Raw genomic sequence first — 24,615 nt, forward strand, 5'->3', positions numbered from 1 at the left:
TGCTGGTGTTCGGCGACGACCAGACGGTGTTCCCCCGCCTGGGCCGTCCCACCGCCTACGTGCACGACAGCGGGCTGGTCGCCGACGAACCGGTGATCAAGCGCTTCAGCCTGCGCCTGGCCAGCCGCACCACGCGCACCACCCGCCGCGACTACGACTTCGAGAAGCCGCGGCTGCTGCTGGAGGCCGGCAATCGCCCCGCTGCCGACGCCCCGGCCGAGCCGGACCTGGAGGACTACGACTACCCCGGTCGCTTCGTCGATCGCCAGCGCGGCAAGCTGCTCAGCCAGCGCGCCCTGGAGCGGCACCGCGCCGACCGGCGCCTGGGCGAAGGGGTCAGCGACCAGCCGCTGCTGGTCAGCGGGCACTTCCTGGAGATCGCCGAGCACCCGCGCGCGGAGTGGAACGACCTGTGGCTGCTCAGCGAAGTCTTCCACGAAGGCAAGCAGCCGCAGGTGCTGGAAGAGAACGTTACCTCCGACACGTCGGCCAGCACGGACGACTTCCAGCAGGGCTACCGCAACCGCTTCCTCGCCACGCCCTGGGAGGTGTTCTTCCGCCCGCCGCTGGAGCACCCGAAGCCGCGCGTGCTGGGCAGCCAGACCGCGGTGGTGACCGGCCCGCCAGGCGAGGAAATCCACTGCGACCGCTACGGCCGGGTCAGGGTGCAGTTCCACTGGGACCGCGAGGGCCAGGGCGACGACAAGAGCAGTTGCTGGCTGCGCGTAGCCAGCGGTTGGGCCGGCAACGGCTATGGCGGCATCGTCATTCCGCGGGTCGGCATGGAAGTGCTGGTGGACTTCCTCGAAGGCGATCCCGACCAGCCGCTGGTCAGCGGCTGCGTCTACCACGCCGCCCACCCGGTGCCCTACGAGTTGCCGGCGAACCAGACCCGCAGCGTCTTCAAGAGCCTCAGCAGCCCTGGCGGCGGTGGCTACAACGAGCTGCGCATCGAGGACCGCAAGGGCCAGGAGCAGATCTTCGTCCATGCCCAGCGCGACTGGGACGAGAACATCGAGCATGACCAGAAGATCCGCGTCGGCCACGAACGCCACGACACCGTGGAGGCGAACAGCTACAGCGAGTTCAAGGCCGAGGAGCATCACACCGTGCACGGAGAGCGCAAGGTCGAGCTGAAGGCCGATGACCACCTGACGGTCGGCGACAGCCAGCACGTGAAGCTCGGTCGTGCCTACCTGGCCAGGGCCGGGCGCGAGATCCACCTGAAGGCCGGGCAGAAGATGGTGATCGAGGCTGACAGCGAACTGACGGTGAAGGCCGGCGGCAGCTTCATCCGGCTCGACGCAAGCGGCATCGCCATCAGCGGCCCGCTGGCACGGATCAATGCAGGCGGCGCGCCGGGAAGCGGCTCGGGGATCGCGATCAAGATGCCGCGGGTGCCGGGCATGGCCGACCAGGACAGCTCCGGCGCGCCACCCGAGGCGGTCGCGGCCAACCTGCCGCCGCGGCAACCGGTCTGCGAAGAGTGCCTGCTACAGGCGAAGAAAAGAGGCCAGGCGCTCGCCGAGCGCTGAGGAACCGCGATGACGCCGAACCCCCGCCATTGGGCCCGCGAGCTGTGGCAGCGCTCCCGCGATCGCGGCTTGCAGACCCACATCGATGTATTGGTCGATGCCACCGGGCTGGACGACTATCCCTTGCTCGCCGAGCATGCGCGGCAAAGCGATCCTCCGGCGCTGTTCAAATTGCTGGAGCAAACCCCGGAGGCCGCCCTGGCCGACGAGGGCCCGCTGCTGCTGCGCCTGGAAGACGGCCACGCGGCCTGGCTGGACGAACTGCTCGAACGCATCGACTGCCGCCGCCACCTGATGCTCCTGTTCAGCCCCTGGCCGTTGCCGCGCCTGGGCGAGCACCTGCGCAGCTGCACCCAGGCCGAGTGGAACCAGGGTCGTTCCAGCGGCGTACTGCGTTTCTACGAGCCGGGCCTGTTCATGGCGGTCAGCGACATGCTCGATCCCCGGCAGAGCCGTTACCTGCATGCCCCGGTTTCCAGCTGGCACTGGCTGGACCGCGACGGCCGGCCGAGGGCGCTGGCCGGTCATTACCAGGCCCATGAGACGCCGCCGCTGCAAGCGGCCCTCCGCCTGGAAGCGCACCAGGTCGTTGCCTTGCGCGCCTGGAGCGAGGCCGAAGCCTACCGCCGCGAATACTTCGTGCTGCCCCGCGAGCATGGCCTGGGCAGCCAGGAAAGCCTGCTCCAGCATCTGGTCCAGGCGCACCTGGCCGCCGACCGCCAGGGCTTGCAGGACTTCGACCAGCGCGATGCCTTCGTCGCCCAATGGCTACGCGAACAGACCCCCGGCCCCGGCTTTTCCCCGGCGGGAACGAGTCGCGCATGAACGGGCGCGGCATCGGCCTTCCCGCCCTGCTTCCGGGGCCCCTGCTGGCCGCAGGCTGCCAGAGCGGGCCAGACATGCTGGCGGCGCCGGTGATGGGTTCCAACCATACGTCCGCGGTGATCAATTTGTTTTCGGTGAATGGGGCGGGTGGACCGCGTTTAGACCCTTATCAGGGGGATGGTAGCCAGGTTTGTTGCGGAGTGATTCCAAAGAAGTGGAATCCAAATTTGAAAGCTGTCGTGGAATGGGAGAAAGATCCCAAACCGCACGCCGCTATAAGGCGAGATAAATATGGACGGCTGGATAAAGATGATTACTTGAGACATGCCTCAAGCTACACCCGACACAAGATGATCGTGGATATACCTAGATGTAGTGAAAAAATATGCCTGTTGCAGGTGCATTTCCTCCCGTGCGACCAGGTCGCGGTCTCAACAACCTATTACAGCCAGGGGCATCCAGAGTATCCAGATAGAAAGTATTTTCAGAAGAGAGAGCCTTCATGCAAAAGCTCTTGAATGCAAAGGGGTTAAGGACACCTGTTTGGCTGATTGCTTTACTGATAGGTTTTTTGTTTTTACAAGCGTGCCAGGCAGGCCCTGATATGGTGTCTACTCCTATCGGAGGATACAACCATACTTCGGCGGCTATTAACAGATTCAGTGTAAATGGTGCTGGCGGATTAAACCTTGGTCCATTTCAGGGGGGAGCAGGGCAGGTATGTTGTGGTGTCGTTCCTAGAGTTTGGAAGCCGGGCTTGAAGGCAACCGTAGAGTGGGAGGTAGATCCTGAGCCAGGGGCTTATAAAGACTGGCCGGAAAGATATTTTCAGATGGCTGGAGAAAACGTATGAGAGGGCATGGACTCTTGTATGTTCGTCATAAGGAAACTGTCGATATACCTTCTTGTGATAGTAAGGAGATTTGTTCGCTAAAAATACACTTTCTTCCATGTGATAAGGTTGCTACTTCAGCTTCCTGTTATACGCCGTTTCATCCTGAATATCCGAATAAAGGTTACTTTGATATGAGGGGTATGTCATGCAGAAGTTGATGAACTTGATCTGTGTGGGAAATAAAAAGTCCATTGGGCTGGTGGTTTTTCTCAGCACCTTCTTTGGGCTGGTGGCATGCCAAGCTGGGCCTGAAGTGCTGTCTGCACCTATCATGGGTTACAACCATACTCCGGCGGCGATTAACGAATTTACGGTGAATGGTGCCGGGGGGCCAAACCTGGGCCCTCATCAGGGCGGAGGTGGGCAAGTATGTTGTGGCGTGATTCCAAAGTACTGGGTGCCGGGTTTGGAGGCGATTGTAGAGTGGGAAATTGATCCTAATCCTAAGGCTGAACTAAAGCGAGATCGGTACGGGAGTCTGGATATGCAGGACTATCGACGACATGCTAAAAATTACACGCATCACAAGGCGGTTGTTGAAATACCTAGGTATGAAAGGCCTGGGCCGATAAGAGTTCACTTTCTGCCTTGCAATCAGGTTCGTGTAACTGCTGCGGCCACTTCTCCGGGGTACCCTGGATATCCTTATAACTATCCGATGGTTATGGAGAGAGTGGCAGAATGTCCGAAGAAATAAATGTCTTGCGAGAAGATATTCGTGTGACTGTCAGTGTTGCTCCTGAATTTCCGAAGGAAAGGCTTCTTCCGCTTGAGCCAAGTGTTCTCTCTAAGAATATAAGTCGGCAGGTAAAAGAAGAGCGGAAGTATAATGAGGAAAAAATCAAGCGGGATAGGGAGGGTGGCGGAGAAAGCAGTGGAATACCTTGTTGTAAAACTCTGCATGTGAGCATAGGCTATGATGGCACTAATAATAATGATCGGGCTGATGGTGCATCATTGCCGCCTTCTAGAAGTAATGTGGCAAAGCTATTTCATGCTTCTGTCGGAGAAGGCTCCGTGCAGGAAGGGTTGGGTTTCTTTCGATATTACTGCCCTGGGGTTGGTACGGTATTTCCAGATATTCGGGAATATACTCCGTCGAGTCTCGGTTTGATTGCGGCGGCAGGTGGGGAGAACAGAGTAAACTGGGGAATAACCCGCTTGGTTGATGTTTTGCAAGGAACGCTTACCCCAGAAAGTCCTCTTATGCTAGATGAGTCTCAAACAATGATTAAGAACATGGCAACCAATGGAATTGCCAAGGTTCTAACCGGTGGGTTGTTGGAGAACGGCGAGAAAAAACGCCGAGCTGCCTTGGAGCCAAAACTCAAGGAACTGGAGGAAAAGCTTCGCCAGCGTCAGGACTCAGGGCAGAAACCGCATATCCTGGCCATGCGTTTGTATATCTATGGATTCTCCCGTGGGGCGGCGGAGGCACGAGCCTTCGCCAACTGGCTGCAGGAGCTGACTCGGGCCAGCGGTGCCGATGGCCGGGTGGAATATCGCTTCGCCGGCCTGCCGATCTCCATCGAGTTCCTCGGCCTTTTCGATACCGTGGCGGCAGTTGGACTGGCGGATAGCGCGCCGTTCGCCGCCGGACATATGGATTGGGCCGACGGCACCATGCGGCTGCCCGACGAAGCCCAGGTTCAGTGCCTACCGACCACATTGCCGGAAGACTGCGCTTTTCTGAAACGTTGCGTGCATTTGATCTCATGCCATGAGCAGCGTGCCAGTTTTCCGCTGGATTCGATCCGCCGTCGCGACCTGGATGCCAACGGACGTCGTACGGGGCCTTCCTGCTATCGGCAGGGTACGGTGGAATATGCATACCCTGGTGTTCACTCGGATGTTGGAGGGGGTTATGGCGTTGGCAACCAGGGTAAGGCGGTGGGAGGTTCGGAATTCCTGCTATCCCAGATAGCGCTGCAGCATATGTATGCGGAAGCTTTTGATGCCGGTGCTCCTTTGCAGGTTCCCAAATCAGCCGTTCATCCGGACTTTCATGAAGTCTGGCGGGAGATGACGCCTGAAACCGAAGCGGAGTTCAGCGTCTCCGAAGAACTTGCCACCCGTTTCAACGCCTGGCAGGCCCAGGCCAAGGCCGGCCCCCTGGAAGAGGTGATCCGTCGCGAGACCGCGTTGATCACCGCCTGGCGCATCGACCGCTATGCCGGCGGGCTGCGCAACAAGGCGTTCTTCGCCAATGTCCCGCCGGACATGCCGGAAGCCCAGCAGAAGGCCTGGGAGGCCCTGCACAAGCGGCGTAGCCGGGAGTACGCGGCCGCCCAGCAGGGCGAGCCGCTCCCGCCGATGAGCGCCGCCGAACAGGCGGAGTGGGATCGCAACGTGGCGCTGATCGGCGGCGAGGACAAACTGCGCGACCTGCGGGTGGAGAAGCAGTTCGATCCGCCGCTGGACCAGCGCCAACTACTCGGCGCCGCCGCCGAGTTCGCCCATGACTACAAGGGCGACTGGGGCGTGCTCGACGACGGCATGACGGTGGGCGGAGTGATCGACCTGCTGCTCGGCGGCACCGTATTCCTGATCAACGAGGAAGACGAAGCCGAGGAATACAGCCAGATCCACCGCGACGGCAGCGCGCGCTACCACCAGTTGTTCAGCGCTCCCGACCGGGTGGCGCCGGGCCAGGAAAAGCTGGTGGCGCTGTTCGACGAACAGGTGCACGACTCCCGCGCCTGGTTCATGAACACTTCGGCGATAGGCCCGCGAGAACCCTTCACCGACTACTTCCGCTATCGCCTGGTGCATTTCGACAACGAGTCGAACAAGCGGCTCTCGGTACTGGCCACCGCCGGGCGGGTGGTAGGCGTAGGGGTGATGCTGGCCAGCGTCGGCCTCAGCGTCAAGCGTCGCGATCCGCGGATGCTGCTCGGGCTGTTCCTGCCATCGCTGGCGCGTCCGCTGCTGAGCGGCAAGGTCGGCCTGCCGGAGATCAGCGCCTTCGACCCGCTGACCGGGATCGCCTTGCCGATGGTCGGCGGGGCGGCGCTGGACAACCTGCGGGCCTTCACCTGCGAGCCTGGCGACAAGGTCGAGCAGATCGGCCAGTTGCCGCCACCGCCGCCGCTGGCGGTCGCGGCGGTGCAATCGCCCGCATTGCAGCAGGTGCTGCTGGCTCAGCAGACCGTGGAGGCGCTCAAGGCGCGCGACCTGGGCAGCCTGGCCGGGCTGGTGGCCAAGGCCGAACTCACCCAGGCGCCCGCGGCGGCGACCCCGGCCTGGCTCGGCGAGGCGAAGCAGGCCTTGCAGGACATGGGCACGGAGCAGGCGCAACCGCCGGGCCCCGGCTCGGCGCCGGGCTGGCTAAAGCGCGGCAAGGACCTGATGGAATCGCTTTGAACCTCGACCGGCGAACGCGGCCGACCTGTCGCCCCGGATCATTCGGCGCGGATGTCGAACCCGCTGCTGGCCTCGCTGACGATGCGGAAGCGCGCGTTGCCGTCCGCGGCGATCCGGGTTCTCAGCTCGCGGTTCAGCAGGCCCTTGCCGCAGAGGGTGTCGTCCTGGGTATCGATGCCGATACCGACCACATGCTCGCCCGCCGGCACCTGGAAGCTGGCTTCCTCGCCGACGCCGATGCGCGCGGCGACCTGGCGGTCGATAAGGAACGCCACGTAGCAGCCGCCGCCCAGGTAGCCATAGTCGCGGTGGACTTCCAGCTGGCCGCCACCGCTCACCGGTTGCTGGTAGCCGAGCAGGCGTTCGGCGGGGATCGCCCGGGTCTTCTCGGCGGGAACCGAGGAACAGCCGGCCAGGAGGAAAAGGATCGCTACGGCGTACATCGGGCGCATGAAGGCTCTCCGTCGAAAGGTTCCCTCAGGCTAGCCCAGTTTCGCTGGAGCGCGGAGCGACGGGGCGGAGTGGGCTAGAATGCCTGGCCTGTTGTTCCGGAGCCGACTACCGATGCGCCAGGCCCTGCTGATCGTCGACGTGCAACCCTGTTTCGCCCCGCCGGACTGGCTGCTGGAAGGCATCGGCCAACTGCTCGGGCGGATGCCCTCGGTGGCCAGCGTCGAGCGCCATGACGAATCCCGTACGCCGTTCCAGCGCCAGCTCGGCTGGCGACCGCCGCTCGACGATGCCTGCCTGGTGGCGGCCGACCGGGTCTTCGTCAAGCATGGCTACCTGCCGACGGCGGAACTCGTCGACCATCTGCGTGCGCTGCGAGCGGAACGGGTGCTGGTCTGCGGCATCCAGGCTGACACCTGCGTGCTCGCCGCCGGCTTCGCCCTGTTCGACGCCGGCCTGCAACCGACCCTGATCGGCGACCTGGTGCTCGGCTCCTCGCTGGATCGCTCGGGGGAGCTGGGTGTGCGCCTGTGGAAGCATCATTTCGGCCAGGTCGTCAGCCTGGCCGAGGTGCTGGCGGATTGAGGCTCAGTGGGGCCGGCTGAGCAGCGCGACCGTGGCCTCGGCATTCATCATCCGCGCCGCCGCCAGCGGCGTCAGCCCGGCGGCGTCCTGGGCGTCACGACGGGCGCCGTGGGCCAGCAGGCTGGCGGCGACCTCGGCCTGGTTGAACATGGCCGCCATCATCAGTGCGGTTTTGCCGTCGGCCGAGGCGCCCTCGACGTCGGCGCCGCCGGCGAGGAGCAGTTCGACCATCGCCAGGTCGCCCTTGAACGCAGCGCCGGCCAGCGGTGTCTGCCCGGCCAGGTTGCGCAGGTCCGGGTCGGCCTTGTAGGCCAGCAGCAGGCGTACCGTGTCGGCGTGGCCATGGTAGCTGGCCAGCATCAGCAGGCTGTCGCCCTTGTGGTTGCGCAGGTTCGGCGGCAGGCCCTGTTGCAGCAGTTGCTCGAGGCGCTGGCTGTTGCCCTGGCGGGCCAGGTCGAACAGCTGGTGGACGAACTCCTGGGTTTCCATATCCAGTTCTGGACGAGGGCTATCGGTCATGGGGCTGCTTCCTTGTGAATACCGGGTTTGCCGAATGATAGGCGGCCTTGCCGAGGTGGGCTGTTGAGCATTGCCTATGGGGCGGGTTGGCAAATTCAATCGATGGTTGGGGTGGGAAGGTGCCAGCCTGCTGTGACCGGAAGCCGGCCTGGTTGCGTCGTCTTTACAGTTCGATACGGATATCGGTGGCGAAAACGGGGAAAATAAACCGATCGTGCGCCTATCGGCTGTGCCCGGCGTGCACTCTGGAATATCCTTGGCGCCTTCGATACCACTGAGCGGTGCGCGCGCTTGCCGAAGCGAGGCGGTGGCACACTGCGCAATGGCCGACCTTGCCCGGGCCCTGTACGAAAGCGCGTCGCCAACGTCTTTTCGTAGAGCGCCCGGCATCGCCGCGAGCGAACCCGTTTCCGGTGCCGGCCCCAGGCGGGCACCGCTATGCCTAATCGGCCCCGTTCGACGGCGGCCCAGCGAGAGAAGAGGAACAACTGTGCATAAAGCCGTCATCAGCGGAACCGGTCTTTATACTCCGCCCTACAGCATCTCCAACGATGAGCTGGTGGAGAGCTTCAATACCTTCGTGCGCCAGTACAACGACCAGCACGCCGAGGCCATCGCCAAGGGCGAACTGGAGGCGCTGGCCGAGTCCAGCTCGGCGTTCATCGAGAAGGCGTCCGGCATCAAGAGCCGCTTCGTGATGAACAAGGAAGGCATCCTCGACCCGCAGCGCATGGTTCCGTACCTTCCCGAGCGCAGCAACGACGAGTGGTCGATCCTCTGCGAGATGGCCGTGGCCGCCGCCAGGGAGGCGCTGCAGCGTGCCGGCCGCAGCGCCGCCGACATCGACGGGGTGATCGTCGCCTGCTCCAACCTGCAGCGCGCCTACCCGGCGATCGCGGTGGAGGTGCAGGCCGCGCTGGGCATCCAGGGCTACGGCTACGACATGAACGTGGCCTGCTCCTCGGCCACCTTCGGTATCCAGGCCGCCACCACCGCGATCCAGACCGGCCAGGCGCGGGCGATCCTGATGGTCAACCCGGAGATCTGCACCGGCCACCTGAACTTCCGCGACCGCGACAGCCACTTCATCTTCGGCGACGCCTGCACCGCGGTGATCGTCGAGCGCGCCGACCTGGCCGTGTCGAAGCACCAGTTCGACATCGTCAGCACCAGGCTGCTGACCCAGTTCTCCAACAACATCCGCAACAACTTCGGCTTCCTCAACCGCGCCGACGAGAGCGGTATCGGCAAGCGCGACAAGCTGTTCGTCCAGGAAGGCCGCAAGGTGTTCAAGGATGTCTGCCCGATGGTCGCCGAGCTGATCGGCGAGCACCTGGCGGCCAATGAAATCCAGGTCGCCGAGGTCAAGCGCTTCTGGCTGCACCAGGCCAACCTGAACATGAACCTGCTGATCACCCGCAAGCTGCTCGGCCGCGACGCCGAGGCGCACGAGGCGCCGGTGATCCTCGACAGCTACGCGAATACCAGTTCCGCCGGCTCGGTGATCGCCCTGCACAAGCACCAGGACGACCTGCCCAGCGGCGCCATCGGGGTGCTCAGCTCGTTCGGCGCCGGTTACTCGATCGGTAGCGTGATCCTGCGTAAACACTGATCGTGGCGGCGCCTACCGACGCCGAGCTGCTGCCGCGCCTGCTGGCCGGCGAGCAGCGAGCCTTCCGCGAGCTGGTTGGCGCCTACCAGGGCGCCATGCGGGCCGTGGCCTGGGCGATCATCGGCAGATCGCATACCGAGGAAGTGGTGCAGGACGCCTGGCTCGCGGCGGTTCGCGGGCTGGACGGGTTCCAGGGGCGTTCGAGCCTGAAGACCTGGCTGCTGACCATTACCGCCAATACCGCCAAGAGCCGCTTGCGCCAGGTTCGCCGGGAAGTTTTCCTCGACGACCTGCCGGGGCCCCATGGTACGGTGGATGACCAGCGCTTTGCCGCCGACGGTCACTGGAGCCAGCCGCCGCACGCCTGGCACGAGGATTCGCCGGAAGCCCTGCTCGCCGAGGGCGAACTGCGCGATTGCCTGGACAAGACCCTCAACGGTCTGTCCGAGCTGCAGCGCAGCGTGCTGACCCTGCGCGAACGCCAGGGCTTGGAGCTGGAGGAAATCCGTGATCTCCTGGATATCACGCTTTCCAATGTCCGGGTGCTGCTGCATCGCGCCCGCCTGAAGGTCTTCGCCACCCTGGAGCATTTCGAGGAGACCGGCCAATGCTGAGTTGCAAGGAACTGGTCGCCCGGTCCAGCGACTTTCTCGATGGGCAACTGGACTTCCGCGGACAACTGGCGGTGCGCAGCCACCTGCTCATGTGCCGGCATTGCCGGCGCTTCATCCGCCAGATGCGCCTGACCCAGGCGACCGTGCGCCATCTGCCGGAGGGGCCGGGGCCGGAACTCGACCGTCTGGCCGCGCATCTCTCCGAATTGCGCAAGGACGCCGCGCGGCGCTGAGCCGGGGTATCCTCGACACCAAGCCGCCGCCCGCGATTCGTGGGCGGCGGCTTTTTCGTTTCCGCTATCTGGCGTGGGCGAACCGAACCCGGCCTGGCATGGGTGGCTCTCCCTTCCGCGTGACGAGGTCGAGGAGTGTGGCTGGGCTTGGCGGATATCGCTGCGCGATATGCACCCTACGGAGGGGCGGCAATCCGTTTCGCTGGGCGAGCATCCGAAGTTGAGGAGAACGCCTGGGACCTGGCGAATATCGCCGACCGATATTTCTCCAGCAGGGGCAATCCCTGAGTTCAGGCAAAGGGACGGGAAATTTTTTTCGACTCCGCTGTAACGCCGCCAGGGGTGCTCCGTCCATTGGAGCGAGGACGCCATACCGGCGCCCGCTACCAACTTCAGGAGTTACCCATGAAAAAGATTTCCCTCGCTTCTTCCGTCGTCGGCGCTGCTCTGCTCGGCGTAGCCAGTGTCGGCGCGCATGCCGCGCAGAATCCCTTCGCCGTGCAGGAGCTGAGCAGCGGCTACAGCGTGGCTGCCGCCGAGAAAGCCAAGGAAGGTTCCTGCGGCGAGGCCAAGTGCGGTGCCGACAAGGGCAAGCGCGAAGCCTCCAAGGCCGGTCATGAAGGCAGCTGCGGTGCGGATCGCAAGGCCAAGGAAGGTTCCTGCGGTGGCGAGAAGAAGGCCGGCGAAGGCAACTGCGGCGCCGACAAGAAGAAGTCGTAAGGCCTGAGGAGACGGACCATGCAACGGGAATTCGTCAGCGGCGCCGGGCTAGGCTTGCGTCGCGCGCTGCTGGAGCCGCTCGGCGCCGGCGATGGGGTCCGGGTCGACTTCCTCGAGGTCGCCCCGGAGAACTGGATCGGCATCGGCGGCCGTCTCGGCCGCCAGTTCCGCGAGCTGACCGAGCGCCTGCCGTTCCTCTGCCATGGTCTGTCTCTCAACCTCGGTGGCTACGCCCCGCTGGACATGTCGTTGCTGCGTGCGATCAAGGGTTTCATCGAGCAGCATGACATCCGTGCCTACAGCGAGCACCTGTCGGCCTGCGCCGACGACGGCCAGCTCTACGACCTGATGCCGCTACCGTTCAGCGACGAATCGGTGCGCCGGGTCGCCGAACGGGTCCGGGTGGTACAGGACGTCCTCGAGCGGCCGTTGATCGTCGAGAACGTCTCGGCGTATGCGCGCTTGCCGGGCGAGCTGGAAGAGGTCGATTTCGTCCGCGCGGTACTGGAGGAAGCCGATTGCCAATTGCTGCTGGACGTCAACAACGTCTACGTCAACGCCTGCAACTTCGGTTTCGACGCACACGCCTACATCGCCGCGATGCCCAGCCGGAGGATCGCCTACCTGCACATGGCCGGGCACGACGAACAGGGCGCCAGCCTGAAGATCGACACCCATGGCGCGCCGGTCTGCGATCCGGTCTGGGAACTGCTGGCACATGCCTATGCCTGCCATGGCGAACGCCCGACGCTGCTGGAGCGCGATTTCAACCTCCCGCCACTGAGCGAGCTGTATGCCGAAACCGATCGCATCCGCGAGCTGCAGCGGCGCAGCGGTGAAGCGCAACTGCGCAGCCTGGGGTACGGCACATGAACCACACGACCTTGCAACGGCGTTTCGCCGCACGTATCCGCGATCCGCAGCAGGCCTTGCCGCCCGGCATCGCGACGGAGCGCATGGCGATCTACGAGGAACTGTTCTTCAACAACCTGGACGGTTTCATCAGCAGCGGTTTCCCGGTCCTGCGCCAGTTGTTCGACGAGCCGCGCTGGCATCGCCTGGTGCGTGCCTTCATGCGCGAGCATCGCTGCCGCACACCGTACTTCAGCCAATTGGGCGAGGAGTTCATCGGCTGGCTGCAGGACGGCTACCGCGCGGAGGAGGGCGATCCGCCCTTCCTGCTGGAGCTGGCTCACTACGAGTGGGTCGAGCTGGCCCTGTCGCTGGCCGAGGCGCCTGTCGAGACGCTGCCGCAGGCCTGGTCGTGGTCGCCACTGGCCTGGCCGCTGGCCTATCGCTGGCCGGTCCATCGCCTGGGGCCGAGCCATCGGCCGATGGAGCCGCCGGCCGAGCCGACCTGCCTGCTGGTCTGGCGCGATCCGGCGGAGCGGGTGCGCTTCCTGCACCTGTCGCCATTCGCCTATCGCCTCGCGCAGCGCCTGAGCGAGGAGGGCGAGGCGCCGGTGGCGCTGCTGCCGTTGTTGCGCGAGTTGGCCGGAAGCTGCGGCCTGAGCGCCGACGTGGAGTATTTCGAAAATGCCTTCGCCTTGCTGGAGGACTGGCACGCCCAGGGCATCCTCATGGGCGAGGGCGCTCTGGAGTGATGATGAAGACTGTCTTCCTGCGTTTACAGCATGCCCTCGACGTCACCCGTCGAGCGGATTTCCTCGCCCCGCTGGCGCTACGCCTGTACCTGGCGCCGGTGTTCTGGATGGCCGGCTGCCAGAAGCTGGCGGACATGCCGGCCACCATCGAGTGGTTCGGCAATCCCGACTGGGGACTCGGCCTGCCGTTTCCCGAACTGCTGGCCTGGCTCGCCGCGCTGAGCGAGGCCGGTGGCGCCGTGTTGCTGTTGTGCGGCCTGGCCGTGCGCTGGATCAGCCTGCCGCTGATGGTGACCATGCTGGTAGCGATCTTCGCCGTGCACTGGCCGAACGGCTGGCAGGCGATCGCCGATCCGTCCGCGCCGTTCGCCAACGCCCAGGTGCTGGAGGCTGGCGAGAAGCTGGCGCGAGCCCGGGAAATCCTGCGCGAATACGGCAACTACGACTGGCTGACGTCGAGCGGAAGCTTCGCCATCGTCAACAACGGCATCGAGTTCGCCGCGACCTACCTGGTGATGTTGCTCGCGCTGTTCTTCGGCGGCGCCGGCAAGTGGCTTTCTGCTGACTTCTGGATTGCGCGAAAATTGCGCTGAGATTTCTACCCATATCGAATAACCCGAAAGGCCCGTAGTAGAGGGCTTTTCGCGTTATTCGCATTGGAGATAAAAAGTTCCTATGTAATGAAACATTTATCTCCATGCAATTTGGCTGCAATCTGCCATCGCCAAGATTCCCCCCAACACAAAGGGGCCGCCTTACGGCCAGCGCGGAACAAGGGGCGCGCTGTAGCCAGGCACTCGCGTGTTGCCAATGCACACACCATTAAGGGGAAATCTTCGATGATCCGTAAGCACTCGCTCGGCTTCGTTGCCAGCGCTCTGGCTCTGGCCGTATCTGCCCAGGCGTTCGCCGGCACCGTGACCACCGACGGCGCCGATATCGTGATCAAGACCAAGGGCGGCCTCGAAGTCGCCACCACCGACAAGGAATTCAGCTTCAAGCTGGGCGGTCGCCTGCAGGCCGACTACAGCCGTTTCGACGGTTTCTATACCAAGAATGGCAACACCGCCGACGCCGCCTACTTCCGCCGCGCCTTCATCGAACTCGGCGGAACCGCATACAAGGACTGGAAATACCAGATCAACTTCGACCTGTCGCACAACACCGGCAGCTCCGACAACGGCTATTTCGACGAAGCTTCGGTCACCTACACCGGCTTCAACCCGGTCAACCTGAAGTTCGGTCGCTTCGACCCCGACTTCGGCCTGGAAAAGGCCACCAGCTCCAAGTGGGTGACCGCTCCCGAGCGTAACGCCGCCTACGAACTGGCCGACTGGATCAACACCCACCAGGACGGCATGGGCGCCCAGGTCAACTCGACCCTCGCCGACATGGCCTACCTGTCCGCCGGCGTATCCGCCAAGGACGCCGACGACAGCGACGGCGACAGCGTCAAGCAGTTCAACTTCCGCGGCGTGTTCGCGCCGATGCACGAAGCCGGCAATGTTCTGCATGTCGGCGTGAACTATGCCTACCGCGACCTCGACGACACCGCCTTCGACTCGCGCATCCGTCCGCGCCTGGGCATGCGCGGCATCGCCACCAGCGGCGGCAACGACGCCGGTGACAACGGCAACCGCGCGACCTTCGGCGGCGTCTCCAACTCGCCGGCCGGTTCCTACAAGGACGACAGCGTCTGGGGCCTGGAAGGCGCCTGGGCGATGGGCCCGTTCTCGGCCCAGGCCGAATACCTGGCACGCAAGCTGAAGGCCGATGACAACGCCTACAAGGACATCAAGGCCAAGGGTTACTACGCGCAACTGGCCTACACCCTGACCGGCGAGTCCCGCCAGTACAAGCTGGAAGGTGCCAAGTTCGACTCCGTCAAGCCGGAAAACAAGGAAATCGGCGCCTGGGAAGTGTTCTACCGCTACGACAACATCAAGGTGGAAGACGACAACGTGGTCGCCGATACCGCCACTCGCGAAGTCGGCGACACCAAGGCCAAGGCCCACAACCTGGGCGTGAACTGGTACGTCAACGATGCGGTGAAGATCAGCGCGGCCTACGTCAAGGCGAAGACCGACAAGATCACCAACAACAATGGCGACGATGACGGCGACGGCTTCGTGACCCGTTTGCAGTACGTGTTCTAAGAAGCGACAACGATCTGCTCCTGTTTTCGGCCTCGCTCCGGCGAGGTCTTTTTAATCGCTTCCTTACCCGGTTGTGGCGATGTTGGCAGCCTGCAACCGGGTCTTTCTTTCGTTACAGGACTACCCGCAGGTACTGGCAGGAATATCCGAAAGCCAGACGGTTATCGGCAGAAACTCTTGGTTTTCATTGCAGTCATGCAATCTTCGCAAGGTTGCCGCAATATATGAAACAAACTGTTACATCTGACGCCCGGACCTGATGCCTCTAGGCCTGCGCCCTTATCCGACGGCCTCATCCAGGCGCTATCCGGCTGCCTGTCACAAAAGCTTTCGCGCTTTGCAGTCTCGCTGTCACAACCCATCCAGATGATCCCCCTCCAGCAGCGCCGGCCGGCGACAGAACCGGCCGTTTCCGCGCTGCTCAAGACCATTCGAAATCCGAACAGGGGACTTACCTGATGATTCGCAGACACTCGTGCAAAGGGGTGGGGAGCAGTGTTGCCTGGAGTTTGCTGGGCCTGGCGATTTCCGCGCAGAGCCTGGCCGGTACCGTGACCACCGACGGTGCCGACATCGTGATCAAGACCAAGGGCGGCCTCGAAGTCGCCACCACCGACAAGGAATTCAGCTTCAAGCTCGGCGGCCGCCTGCAGGCCGACTACGGCCGCTTCGACGGCTACTACACGAACAACGGCAATACCGCCGATGCCGTCTACTTCCGCCGCGCCTACCTGGAGTTCGGCGGCACCGTCTACCGGGACTGGAAGTACCAGATCAACTACGACCTGTCGCGCAACGTCGGCAACGACAGCGCCGGCTACTTTGACGAAGCTTCGGTCACCTATACCGGCTTCAACCCGGTCAACCTGAAGTTCGGCCGCTTCTACACCGACTTCGGCCTGGAAAAGGCCACCAGCTCCAAATGGGTCACCGCGCTGGAGCGCAACCTCACCTACGACATCGCCGACTGGGTCAACGACAACGTCGGTACCGGTATCCAGGCCAGCTCGGTGGTGGGCGGCATGGCTTTCCTCTCGGGCAGCGTGTTCAGCGAGAACAACAACGATACCGACGGCGACAGCGTCAAGCGCTACAACCTGCGCGGCGTGTTCGCGCCGCTGCACGAGCCGGGCAACGTGGTGCACCTGGGCCTGCAATACGCCTATCGCGACCTGGAGGACAGCGCGGTGGATACCCGGATCCGCCCGCGCATGGGCATGCGCGGCGTCTCCACCAATGGCGGCAACGATGCCGGCAGCAATGGCAACCGCGGTCTGTTCGGCGGCAGTTCGGCAGTCGAGGGGCTGTGGAAGGACGACTCGGTCTGGGGCCTGGAAGGCGCCTGGGCGCTGGGTGCCTTCTCGGCCCAGGCCGAGTACCTGCGGCGCACGGTCAAGGCCGAGCGCGACCGCGAGGATCTCAAGGCCTCCGGCTATTACGCGCAACTGGCCTACACCCTCACCGGCGAGCCGCGCCTCTACAAGCTGGACGGCGCCAAGTTCGACACCATCAAGCCGGAGAACAAGGAAATCGGCGCCTGGGAGCTGTTCTACCGCTACGACTCGATCAAGGTCGAGGATGACAACATCGTCGTCGACAGCGCCACCCGCGAGGTCGGCGACGCCAAGGGCAAGACCCATACCCTGGGCGTCAACTGGTACGCCAACGAGGCGGTGAAGGTTTCCGCCAACTACGTCAAGGCGAAGACCGACAAGATCAGCAATGCCAACGGCGACGATAGCGGCGATGGCCTGGTGATGCGCCTGCAGTACGTGTTCTGAGGCGCTCGGGCCCCGTCCGGCGGGCGGGGCTCGTTTCCGCAGGATGTTACCCGCGTCATGAAATTGCCTGGTGGATGTCCGGGCGGGCCGCCCAGCTTGACCCAGGGCACAGATCGCATGGCGGCATCTGGCTATGCTGGTCCCTCGGAAACGCTCTGGGAGGGACTGATGATCGGCTGGGGACGTGCCTGTATTGGCGTCGGGGGGCTGCTGTTGCTGGGCCAGTTGCTGGGGGGCGCCCTGCTGCTCGCGGACGACGGCGAAGCGACGCTGGCGGTCGAACACTTCTGGCAATTCGTCTTCCTGATCCCGGCGATCCTGGTGGCACTGGGAATGTTCGTCCTGCAGCATCACGTGGGTTCCTTCGCCCAGTTGTACCGCCGGCGTCTCGATGGCGCCTCCTACCTGCTGGTTTCCTGCGGCATCGCCCTGGTCCTGGGCAAGCTCTGCGTCCTGCTGCTCGCCTGAGCCCCTCGCGCGGCCCGGCATGTCCGGGTTTGCCCGAGGCATTCAGCTTCCTGATTTAGCCGGAGGGCGCTGAAACCCTTGGTTACACTGGCCTTCATCACACGAACAGGAAGGCAGGACCCCCTATGCAAAACCGCATGATGATCACCGGTGCCGGCTCCGGGCTGGGGCGCGAAATCGCCCTGCGCTGGGCGCGTGACGGCTGGCGCCTGGCGCTGGCCGACGTCAACGAGGCCGGCCTGGCGGAAAGCCTGAAACTGGTGCGCGAGGCGGGTGGCGATGGCTTCACCCAGCGTTGCGACGTACGCGACTACAGTCAACTGACCGCGCTGGCGCAGAGCTGCGAGGAGAAGTTCGGCGGCATCGACGTCATCGTCAACAACGCCGGGGTGGCCTCCGGCGGCTTCTTCGGCGAGTTGTCCCTGGAGGACTGGGACTGGCAGATCGCGATCAACCTGATGGGCGTGGTCAAGGGCTGCAAGGCCTTCCTGCCGTTGCTGGAGCGAAGCAAGGGCAAGATCGTCAACATCGCCTCGATGGCGGCGTTGATGCAGGGCCCGGCGATGAGCAACTACAACGTGGCCAAGGCCGGGGTGGTGGCGCTTTCGGAAAGCCTGCTGGTAGAGCTGGCGCTGGTCGAGGTCGGCGTCCATGTGGTCTGTCCTTCGTTCTTCCAGACCAACCTGCTGGACTCTTTCCGCGGCCCGAGCCCCGAGATGAAGCACCAGGTCGGCAAGTTGCTGGAGAGTTCGCCGATCAGCGCCGCCGACATCGCCGACTACATCCACGCCGAAGTGGCCAAGGGCAGTTTCCTGATCCTGCCCCACGAGCAGGCGCGGATGGCCTGGAGGATCAAGCAGCAGAATCCCCAGGCGATCTATGACGAGATGACCGCGATGGCCGGCAAGATGCAGGCCAAGCGTCAGCGCCAGGCCTGAGTGGAAATGGCTGCAGGCCAGCAGGGGCGCGGCTTTGCACCATTGCGGTGCGGCGCAGATAGTGCTTGCCCAAGGCGGTGCGATCGAGTAGCTTGAGTCACCGGCCTGCCTGCCGAAGTACGTTGGACCCCACAAGAAGCCTCGCTCATTTGCGAGGCTTTTTGCTTTTCCGCCCTCGCGCCCTGTGCTAGAAGGCTGCCTCTGCGAGTCCGTTCTGTTCTGGAGTACCCCTGTGGAGTCTGAATCCATCGTCTATGGCTGCATCCGCGACTGGCCGGGCGATTCGATGGAGCGGCGCATGCGTCGTGCCGCCAACCGCCGCGTGCTGGACAGCCTGCCGGGCGGCGAGGCCTGGCCGTTCCTCGGACGCGAGATGTTCAGCCGCTGCGAGCAGTCCGGGGCCGGGCTCTACCAGACCCAGATCATCCACTTCGGTGCCAGCTACCAGGCCATCGAATACGAGTGGAGCCTGTGGGTCGAGCAGTTCGAGGCGTTGCTCAGGCGCCTCTACTGGGCCAGCGCGGTGGTCCACCTGGAGACCGAAGTGAACGGCAGCCATACCTTTCGCTGGGAGTCCGAGCGTGGCTTCCATACCCCCCAGGAGAGCGACCTGCAGGTCCGCTGCGCCTGGGAGCGGGAGGGCGGGCGGCGGTGATCAACTACTTCTGGTTCGTCCTCGCGGCGTTCTGCGAGATCGCCGGCTGCTACGCTTTCTATCTCTGGCTGCGGCTGGGCAAGAGCGCCCTGTGGGTGCTGCCCGGCCTGCTCAGCCTGACCCTGTTCGCCTTGCTGCTGACCCGCGTGGAGGCCAGCTACGCCGGCCGCGCCTATGCCGCCTATGGCGGCATCTACGTCGCCGCGTCGCTGTTCTGGCTGGCTTTTGTCGAGCGCTCGCGGCCGCTATGGAGCGACTGGCTGGGCGTGGCCTTGTGCGTGGTCGGTGCCAGCGTCGTGCTGTTCGGCCCGCGCCTGTCTCAGTGACTCAGGCGGGGTGGGTGGCGCGCCCGTCACGGGCGCCGGACCCCGCCGTCCCGGGCCGCCGCACCCCGAACCGGCGGATCACTGCGAAGTGTTGCGCTGTACGTCACCTTTTTCCTGATCCAGTTCCTTGAGCATCTGCGCGTAGGCATCGCAATCGCTCGGCCGGTTCTGTTCCGAGCGGGCTTCCTGGCGCTGGCGCAACTGCTCGTTGAGTTCCCTGGCCCGTTGCGGGTTCTTCTGGGTGATCGAGGCGACCTTGGTGGCGACTTCCTTGCCCATCTTTTCCGCCTCCGCTTCGGAACAGGCGAAGACCGGCGTGGCGACCAGCAAGGCGCAGGCGCTGGCGAGGGCGAAAAGCGGTTTCATGGCGTACTCCTGTGGGGTGGTCCTGAGCGGTGGAGCCCGGTCGAGCCGACAAAGTTCAGCCGCAACGCCGGACGGCGACCGATTCGAACCCTCGCGGCGGGTTGCGGGTCGCACGCATAGAGAGGGTGCGAAGGACCCTCGTTGCTTATGCCGCAGGAGGTATGCCATGACTCACGATTGGGATCTGGTCGAACGGTTGCTGCTGGAGGTCCGGCAGTCCGCCCATGAGAACTTCGCCCCGCGCGCCCATGCCGAACGCCTGGCCGAGGAACGCTCCCAGGCCGGGCAGCGGGTCGGCGACATGGATGCGTTGAAGCAGAAGGCCGCCGACTACGAGGCGATCCTGCTGGAGGGCGGCTTCATCGAGCCGCGTCCGGAAGAGCAGGGCGGCAATGGCGAGAACTTCGTCCTCACGCCGCGCGGCGAGCGCCTGCTCGGCCTGATCGGCGGCGAGACGCCGAAGGCCGCCGAGGCTCGCCGGCTGCTCGAGGAGAACGGCAGCGAAGCGCTGCACGCCGAGCGCTTCGACCGTTTCGTCGCCGGGCTCTGAAACTGCGCCCGACGGGCGATCGGCGGGGCTTGTGAGTCGCCCGCGGCGCCACCATAGTGCGGAGCATGATGCCTATTTCATCCTCTTCCGCCCGCCGCGCCGAGCCGGCTCCGCGGCCCCTGGCGGAGTTCCATCCCGTCGTCCGCCAGTGGTTCGAACGCCACTTCGCCGCGCCCACGCCGGCGCAGGTGGAGGCCTGGCCGGCGATCCGCTAGGGGCTTTCGACCCTGGTCGCCGCGCCCACCGGTTCGGGCAAGACCCTGACCGCCTTCCTCGCCGCCATCGATGCCTTGGTGGTGGAGGGGCTGGCCGCCGGCGGCGAGTTGGCGGATGCCACCCAGGTGGTCTATGTCTCGCCGCTGAAAGCGCTGTCCAACGACATCCGCATCAACCTGGAGCAACCGCTGGCTGGCATCCGCGAGGAACTGGCGCGTCTCGGCCTGCCCGACGTCGATATCCGTAGCGCGGTGCGCACCGGCGATACGCCGCAGGTCGAGCGCGGAGCGATGCGCAAGCGCCCGCCGCACATCCTGGTCACCACGCCCGAATCGCTGTACATCCTGCTCGGCTCGGAGTCGGGCCGGCAGATGCTTGCCGGGGTGCGCAGCGTGATCGTCGACGAGATCCATGCCCTGGCCGGCAGCAAGCGCGGCAGCCACCTGGCGCTGTCGCTGGAGCGCCTGCAGGCGCTGTGTCCGCGACCGCTGCTGCGGATCGGGCTGTCCGCCACGCAGAAACCGATCGAGAAGGTCGCGCGCTTCCTCGTCGGCGCCAGCGGCAATCCGCGCGATCCGGCCTGCCGGATCGTCGACATCGGCTATACGCGCCCCCGCGACCTGGGCATCGAGGTACCGCCGGTGGCGCTGGAAGCGGTGATGTCCAACGACACCTGGGAGCTGGTCTACGACCGACTGGCGCACCTGGCCGGCGAGCACCGCACCACCCTGGTGTTCGTCAACACCCGGCGCATGGCCGAGCGGGTCACCCGCTTCCTCGCCGAACGCCTCGGCAGCCGCCAGGTGGCGGCCCACCACGGCAGCCTGGCCAAGGAGCTGCGCCTGGATGCCGAGCAGCGCCTCAAGGCCGGGCAATTGAAGGTACTGGTGGCGACCGCCTCGCTGGAGCTGGGCATCGATATCGGCGACGTCGAGTTGGTCTGCCAGTTGTCGTCGCCGCGCTCCATCGCCGCCTTCCTGCAACGGGTCGGGCGTTCCGGGCACAGTGTCGGCGGCACCCCCAAGGGCCGGTTGTTCCCGACCTCCCGCGACGACCTGGTGGAATGCGCGGCGCTGCTCGACAGCGTGCGCCGTGGCGAGCTGGACAGCCTGGTGCTGCCACGCCAGCCGCTGGACGTGCTGGCGCAGCAGATCGTCGCCGAAGTGGCCTGCCAGGAGTGGCGCGAGGACGACCTCTATCGCCTGGTGATCCGCGCCGAACCCTACGCCGGGCTGGAGCGCGAGCGCTTCGACGAAGTCCTGCGGATGCTTGCCGAGGGCTACCACTCACGCCTCGGCGTGCGCGGCGCCTATCTCCATCGCGATGCGCTCAACGGCCTGCTCCGTGGCCGCCGTGGCGCGCGGCTGACCGCGCTGACCTCGGGCGGGACCATTCCCGATACCGGCGACTACAGCGTGCTGCTGGAGCCGCAGGGCCTGCTGGTGGGAACGGTCAACGAGGACTTCGCGGTGGAGAGCCTGGCCGGCGACGTGTTCCAACTGGGCAACACCTCGTACCGGATCATCCGCATCGAGCCGGGACGGGTACGGGTCGAGGACGCCCAGGGCCAGCCGCCGAACATTCCGTTCTGGCTGGGTGAGGCGCCGGGGCGCAGCGACGAGCTGTCGGCCAGCGTGGCGCGCCTGCGCGACACCCTCGACGAGCTGCTCGGCGAAGGCCAGGCATTGCCGGAAGGGCAGCGGCTGGAGCCAGCCATCGCCTGGCTCGGCGCCACCCTCGGGCTGGACGATGGCGCCGCGCGGCAGATCGTCGAGTACCTGGCCCGCGCCCGCCAGGCCCTGGGTGGCCTGCCCGGGAGCCGGCGGCTGGTGATGGAACGCTTCTTCGACGAATCCGGCGGCATGCAACTGATCATCCACAGTCCCCACGGCAGCCGCCTCAACCGCGCCTGGGGCCTGGCGCTGCGCAAGCGTTTCTGCCGCAGCTTCAACTTCGAGCTGCAGGCGGCGGCCACCGAGGACGCGATCATCCTCTCGCTGTCCACCAGCCACAGCTTTCCCCTCGACGAGGTCTGGCGCTACCTGCATTCGGCGAGCGCCGAGCACCTGTTGGTACAGGCCGTGCTCGACGCGCCGCTGTTCGGCGTGCGCTGGCGCTGGAACCTGACCACCTCGCTCGGTTTGCCGCGCTATGCCGGCGGTCGCAAGGTGCCGCCGCAACTGCTGCGGATGAAGAGCGAGGATCTGCTGGCCAGCGTGTTCCCCGACCAGGTGGCGTGCCTGGAGAATATCGTCGGCGAGCGCGAGGTGCCCGATCACCCGCTGGTGGCGCAGACCCTTGACGACTGCCTGCACGAGGCGATGGATTGCGAGGGCTGGCTGGCCCTGCTGCGCGACATGGAGAGCGGCGCGGTGGACTTGCTGGCGCGCGACCTGCCGGCGCCTTCGGCGTTGGCGGCGGAGATACTCACCGCGCGTCCCTACGCCTATCTCGACGATGCGCCGCTGGAGGAGCGGCGTACCCAGGCGGTACAGAATCGCCGCTGGAGCGATCCCGAGTCCGCCGACGACCTCGGCGCCCTGGACCTTGAGGCGATCGAGGCGGTGCGTGGCGAGGCCTGGCCGGAAGCGCGCAACGCCGACGAGATGCATGAGGCGCTGAACAGCCTGGGCTTCCTCACCTCGGGCGAGGCCGAGGCCAATCCGGGCTGGGGGGAATGGCTTGCGCAACTGTCGGAGCAACGCCGCGCCGGACGCCTGGACTGCGCAGGCAGCACTCTCTGGCTGGCGGCGGAGCGCCTGCCGGCGATGCGCCTGGTACATCCCGCGGCGAAGGTGCCCGACGCTTTCCAGGCGCCTCGCGGCTATCCGCCGCCGGACTCGGCGGAAGCGGCGACCGTGGAGCTGACCCGCGCCCGCCTGGGTGGCTTCGGGCCACGCACGGCCGGGCAGTTGGCGGCCGACCTGGGCATCGGCCTGGCCGACCAGCAGTACGCCTTGGCAGCCCTGGAGCGCGAAGGCTATGTGCTGCGTGGCCGCTTCAGTCCTGGCGCGACGGAAGAGGAGTGGTGCGAACGCCATCTGCTGGCGCGCATCCATCGCTATACGGTGAAGCGCCTGCGCCGGGAAATCGAGCCGGTGGAGCGCGCCGATTTCATGCGTTTCCTGTTCGACTGGCAGCGCCTGGCGCCGGGCACCCGTGGCCGGGGTGCGGAGTCCCTGGCTACGGTGGTCGAGCAACTGGAAGGTTTCCAGGCCGCGGCGGCCGCCTGGGAAAGCGAACTGCTGGCAGCGCGGGTGGCCGACTACGCCAGCCATTGGCTGGACCAGCTGTGCCGTTCCGGACGCATCGTCTGGGCGCGCCTGGCCGGACGCAGCAAGGCCGCCGGCGGTCCGCTGCGCAGCGCGCCGATCGTGCTCCTGCCGCGCCGCGAGCTGGGGCTCTGGAGCGTCCTGCAGCGCGACGCGCCGGAGCCGGAACTGTCGCCGCGCGCGGCCAGGGTACTGGAGGTGCTGCGCGAGCAGGGTGCATCGTTCTTCGACGAACTGAGCCAGGATGCCCACCTGCTGCGCAGCGAGCTGGAGAACGCCCTCGGCGAGCTGGTCTCGGTCGGCCGGGTCAACGCCGACAGCTTCGCCGGGCTGCGCACCCTGCTGATGCCGGCGGACAAGCGCAGCCGCCAGGAGCGCCGCTCGCGCGGCCTGCCGGGCGGCATGCAGGACGCCGGGCGCTGGGCGCCGCTGCGCCGGGCGAAGGCGGAAGAGGCGGGGCAGCGTTTGCCGGCGGAGGTTCTCGAACATGTCGCCCGGACCTTGCTGCGACGCTATGGGGTGGTCGCCTGGCGCCTGCTGGAGCGCGAGGCCGACTGGCTGCCGCCGTGGCGCGAGTTGCTGCGCGTCTACCATCGCCTGGAAGCGCGCGGCGAGATTCGCGGCGGGCGCTTCATCGCCGGCCTGGCCGGCGAGCAGTTCGCCTTGGCGGAAGCGGTCGGCCTGTTGCGCGAGGTGCGCAAGCGACCGCCGGATGGGGCGATGCTGGTGGTGTCGGCAGTCGATCCGTTGAACCTGGTCGGCGGCCTGCTACCCGGCGAACGGGTGCCGGCGGTGACCGGCAACCGCCTGCTCTATCGAGACGGAGCGCCGCTGGCGGCGCTGGTAGCCGGCAAGGTGCGGATGCTCGCGGAAGTCGACGGCGAGACCGCGCAGCAGATCCGTGCGCTGCTGATCCGCCGTCACTGAGGCCC

25 protein-coding genes and 1 pseudogene are annotated in these 24,615 nt (G+C 65.3%); 23 read left to right on the forward strand and 3 right to left on the reverse strand.

The window, feature by feature from the left end; translation table 11 throughout:
• The 7 genes from tssI to HMPREF2716_RS29090 form a co-directional block, all read left to right on the forward strand.
• The coding region (tssI, locus tag HMPREF2716_RS22600) for a type VI secretion system tip protein TssI/VgrG (protein WP_070622014.1) at positions 1–1,535 on the forward strand (1,535 nt) is incomplete at its 5' end.
• Positions 1,536–1,544: 9 nt separating this feature from the next.
• Positions 1,545–2,360 carry a toxin Tle1 chaperone Tla1 gene (locus tag HMPREF2716_RS22605; RefSeq protein WP_016852618.1) on the forward strand — a complete coding sequence of 272 codons (816 nt, stop codon included), beginning with the start codon at positions 1,545–1,547 and terminating at the stop codon, positions 2,358–2,360.
• Positions 2,357–2,878, forward strand: a complete 522-nt coding sequence (locus HMPREF2716_RS29700; RefSeq protein WP_031800740.1) for a Tli1a family immunity protein — start codon at positions 2,357–2,359, stop codon at positions 2,876–2,878. The genes HMPREF2716_RS22605 and HMPREF2716_RS29700 overlap by 4 nt, the downstream gene beginning before the upstream one ends.
• A complete protein-coding gene (locus HMPREF2716_RS29890; protein ID WP_079380431.1) occupies positions 2,863–3,213 on the forward strand; it encodes a DUF3304 domain-containing protein in 351 nt (116 codons plus the stop codon). Before HMPREF2716_RS29700 ends, HMPREF2716_RS29890 begins: the two co-directional genes overlap by 16 nt.
• Complete coding sequence (locus HMPREF2716_RS29895) at positions 3,210–3,413, forward strand: DUF3304 domain-containing protein (RefSeq protein ID WP_073650793.1); 204 nt, start codon at positions 3,210–3,212, stop codon at positions 3,411–3,413. Before HMPREF2716_RS29890 ends, HMPREF2716_RS29895 begins: the two co-directional genes overlap by 4 nt.
• Positions 3,401–3,952: a Tli1a family immunity protein gene (locus HMPREF2716_RS29085; protein ID WP_073650794.1), complete on the forward strand. Its 552-nt coding sequence runs from the start codon at positions 3,401–3,403 to the stop codon at positions 3,950–3,952. The genes HMPREF2716_RS29895 and HMPREF2716_RS29085 overlap by 13 nt, the downstream gene beginning before the upstream one ends.
• 530 nt (positions 3,953–4,482) lie before the next feature.
• Positions 4,483–6,618, forward strand: coding sequence for a T6SS phospholipase effector Tle1-like catalytic domain-containing protein (locus HMPREF2716_RS29090; RefSeq protein WP_323180928.1), 2,136 nt, complete (start codon positions 4,483–4,485; stop codon positions 6,616–6,618).
• 38 nt (positions 6,619–6,656) lie between these two features.
• Here HMPREF2716_RS29090 and HMPREF2716_RS22620 read toward each other — a convergent pair whose 3' ends face one another.
• Positions 6,657–7,070: a 3-isopropylmalate dehydratase gene (locus HMPREF2716_RS22620; RefSeq protein ID WP_070622015.1), complete on the reverse strand. Its 414-nt coding sequence runs from the start codon at positions 7,068–7,070 to the stop codon at positions 6,657–6,659.
• Positions 7,071–7,149: 79 nt separating this feature from the next.
• On the opposite strand from HMPREF2716_RS22620, the gene HMPREF2716_RS22625 reads away from it, so the two are divergent.
• The gene (locus tag HMPREF2716_RS22625; RefSeq protein ID WP_003143462.1) at positions 7,150–7,653 is read left to right on the forward strand and encodes a cysteine hydrolase family protein; all 504 of its coding nucleotides are present in this window, start codon (positions 7,150–7,152) and stop codon (positions 7,651–7,653) included.
• 3 nt (positions 7,654–7,656) lie between these two features.
• Here HMPREF2716_RS22625 and HMPREF2716_RS22630 read toward each other — a convergent pair whose 3' ends face one another.
• A complete protein-coding gene (locus HMPREF2716_RS22630; protein WP_003091630.1) occupies positions 7,657–8,172 on the reverse strand; it encodes an ankyrin repeat domain-containing protein in 516 nt (171 codons plus the stop codon).
• A 490-nt stretch (positions 8,173–8,662) separates the two neighbouring features.
• Here HMPREF2716_RS22630 and HMPREF2716_RS22635 point away from each other — a divergent pair, with 490 nt between their 5' ends.
• From HMPREF2716_RS22635 to HMPREF2716_RS22695, 13 genes are all read left to right on the forward strand, one after another.
• Positions 8,663–9,784, forward strand: a complete 1,122-nt coding sequence (locus tag HMPREF2716_RS22635; protein ID WP_003104436.1) for a beta-ketoacyl-ACP synthase III — start codon at positions 8,663–8,665, stop codon at positions 9,782–9,784.
• 2 nt (positions 9,785–9,786) lie between these two features.
• On the forward strand, positions 9,787–10,398 hold the full coding sequence (locus HMPREF2716_RS22640; protein ID WP_003104434.1) for an RNA polymerase sigma factor: 612 nt from the start codon (positions 9,787–9,789) through the stop codon (positions 10,396–10,398).
• On the forward strand, positions 10,392–10,631 hold the full coding sequence (locus tag HMPREF2716_RS22645) for an anti-sigma factor family protein (RefSeq protein ID WP_003104432.1): 240 nt from the start codon (positions 10,392–10,394) through the stop codon (positions 10,629–10,631). The genes HMPREF2716_RS22640 and HMPREF2716_RS22645 overlap by 7 nt, the downstream gene beginning before the upstream one ends.
• A gap of 405 nt (positions 10,632–11,036) precedes the next feature.
• Entirely contained in the window at positions 11,037–11,351 is a 315-nt protein-coding gene (locus tag HMPREF2716_RS22650; protein WP_003091625.1) for an HvfA family oxazolone/thioamide-modified RiPP metallophore, read from the forward strand.
• An 18-nt stretch (positions 11,352–11,369) separates the two neighbouring features.
• A complete protein-coding gene (locus HMPREF2716_RS22655; protein WP_003114074.1) occupies positions 11,370–12,224 on the forward strand; it encodes an HvfB family MNIO-type RiPP peptide maturase in 855 nt (284 codons plus the stop codon).
• Positions 12,221–12,955: an HvfC family RiPP maturation protein gene (locus tag HMPREF2716_RS22660; RefSeq protein ID WP_003114075.1), complete on the forward strand. Its 735-nt coding sequence runs from the start codon at positions 12,221–12,223 to the stop codon at positions 12,953–12,955. Before HMPREF2716_RS22655 ends, HMPREF2716_RS22660 begins: the two co-directional genes overlap by 4 nt.
• 2 nt (positions 12,956–12,957) lie before the next feature.
• On the forward strand, positions 12,958–13,548 hold the full coding sequence (locus tag HMPREF2716_RS22665) for an HvfX family Cu-binding RiPP maturation protein (RefSeq protein WP_003143472.1): 591 nt from the start codon (positions 12,958–12,960) through the stop codon (positions 13,546–13,548).
• A gap of 246 nt (positions 13,549–13,794) precedes the next feature.
• Entirely contained in the window at positions 13,795–15,111 is a 1,317-nt protein-coding gene (gene oprO / locus HMPREF2716_RS22670) for an outer membrane porin OprO (protein WP_003104423.1), read from the forward strand.
• Between the two features lie 458 nt (positions 15,112–15,569).
• Positions 15,570–16,892, forward strand: coding sequence for an outer membrane porin OprP (oprP, locus tag HMPREF2716_RS22675; protein ID WP_070622016.1), 1,323 nt, complete (start codon positions 15,570–15,572; stop codon positions 16,890–16,892).
• A 168-nt stretch (positions 16,893–17,060) separates the two neighbouring features.
• The gene (locus tag HMPREF2716_RS22680) at positions 17,061–17,360 is read left to right on the forward strand and encodes a hypothetical protein (RefSeq protein ID WP_003091621.1); all 300 of its coding nucleotides are present in this window, start codon (positions 17,061–17,063) and stop codon (positions 17,358–17,360) included.
• Positions 17,361–17,485: 125 nt separating this feature from the next.
• Positions 17,486–18,298: an SDR family oxidoreductase gene (locus HMPREF2716_RS22685; protein ID WP_003091619.1), complete on the forward strand. Its 813-nt coding sequence runs from the start codon at positions 17,486–17,488 to the stop codon at positions 18,296–18,298.
• A gap of 232 nt (positions 18,299–18,530) precedes the next feature.
• Positions 18,531–18,953, forward strand: coding sequence for a hypothetical protein (locus HMPREF2716_RS22690; protein ID WP_003091617.1), 423 nt, complete (start codon positions 18,531–18,533; stop codon positions 18,951–18,953).
• Complete coding sequence (locus HMPREF2716_RS22695; RefSeq protein ID WP_003111657.1) at positions 18,950–19,279, forward strand: YnfA family protein; 330 nt, start codon at positions 18,950–18,952, stop codon at positions 19,277–19,279. Before HMPREF2716_RS22690 ends, HMPREF2716_RS22695 begins: the two co-directional genes overlap by 4 nt.
• Before the next feature lie 78 nt (positions 19,280–19,357).
• On the opposite strand, the gene HMPREF2716_RS22700 is transcribed toward HMPREF2716_RS22695, so the two are convergent.
• The gene (locus HMPREF2716_RS22700) at positions 19,358–19,645 is read right to left on the reverse strand and encodes a hypothetical protein (RefSeq protein WP_003091615.1); all 288 of its coding nucleotides are present in this window, start codon (positions 19,643–19,645) and stop codon (positions 19,358–19,360) included.
• A gap of 166 nt (positions 19,646–19,811) precedes the next feature.
• Between HMPREF2716_RS22700 and HMPREF2716_RS22705 the strand changes: the two genes are divergently transcribed.
• Together HMPREF2716_RS22705 and HMPREF2716_RS22710 are read left to right on the forward strand one after the other, a co-directional pair.
• A complete protein-coding gene (locus tag HMPREF2716_RS22705) occupies positions 19,812–20,195 on the forward strand; it encodes a hypothetical protein (RefSeq protein ID WP_003091614.1) in 384 nt (127 codons plus the stop codon).
• A 68-nt stretch (positions 20,196–20,263) separates the two neighbouring features.
• Positions 20,264–24,610 (forward strand): annotated as a pseudogene (locus HMPREF2716_RS22710) (DEAD/DEAH box helicase).
• Positions 24,611–24,615: the final 5 nt, after the last annotated feature.

This window comes from Pseudomonas sp. HMSC076A11 (assembly GCF_001810205.1).
Lineage (GTDB): Bacteria > Pseudomonadota > Gammaproteobacteria > Pseudomonadales > Pseudomonadaceae > Pseudomonas > Pseudomonas aeruginosa.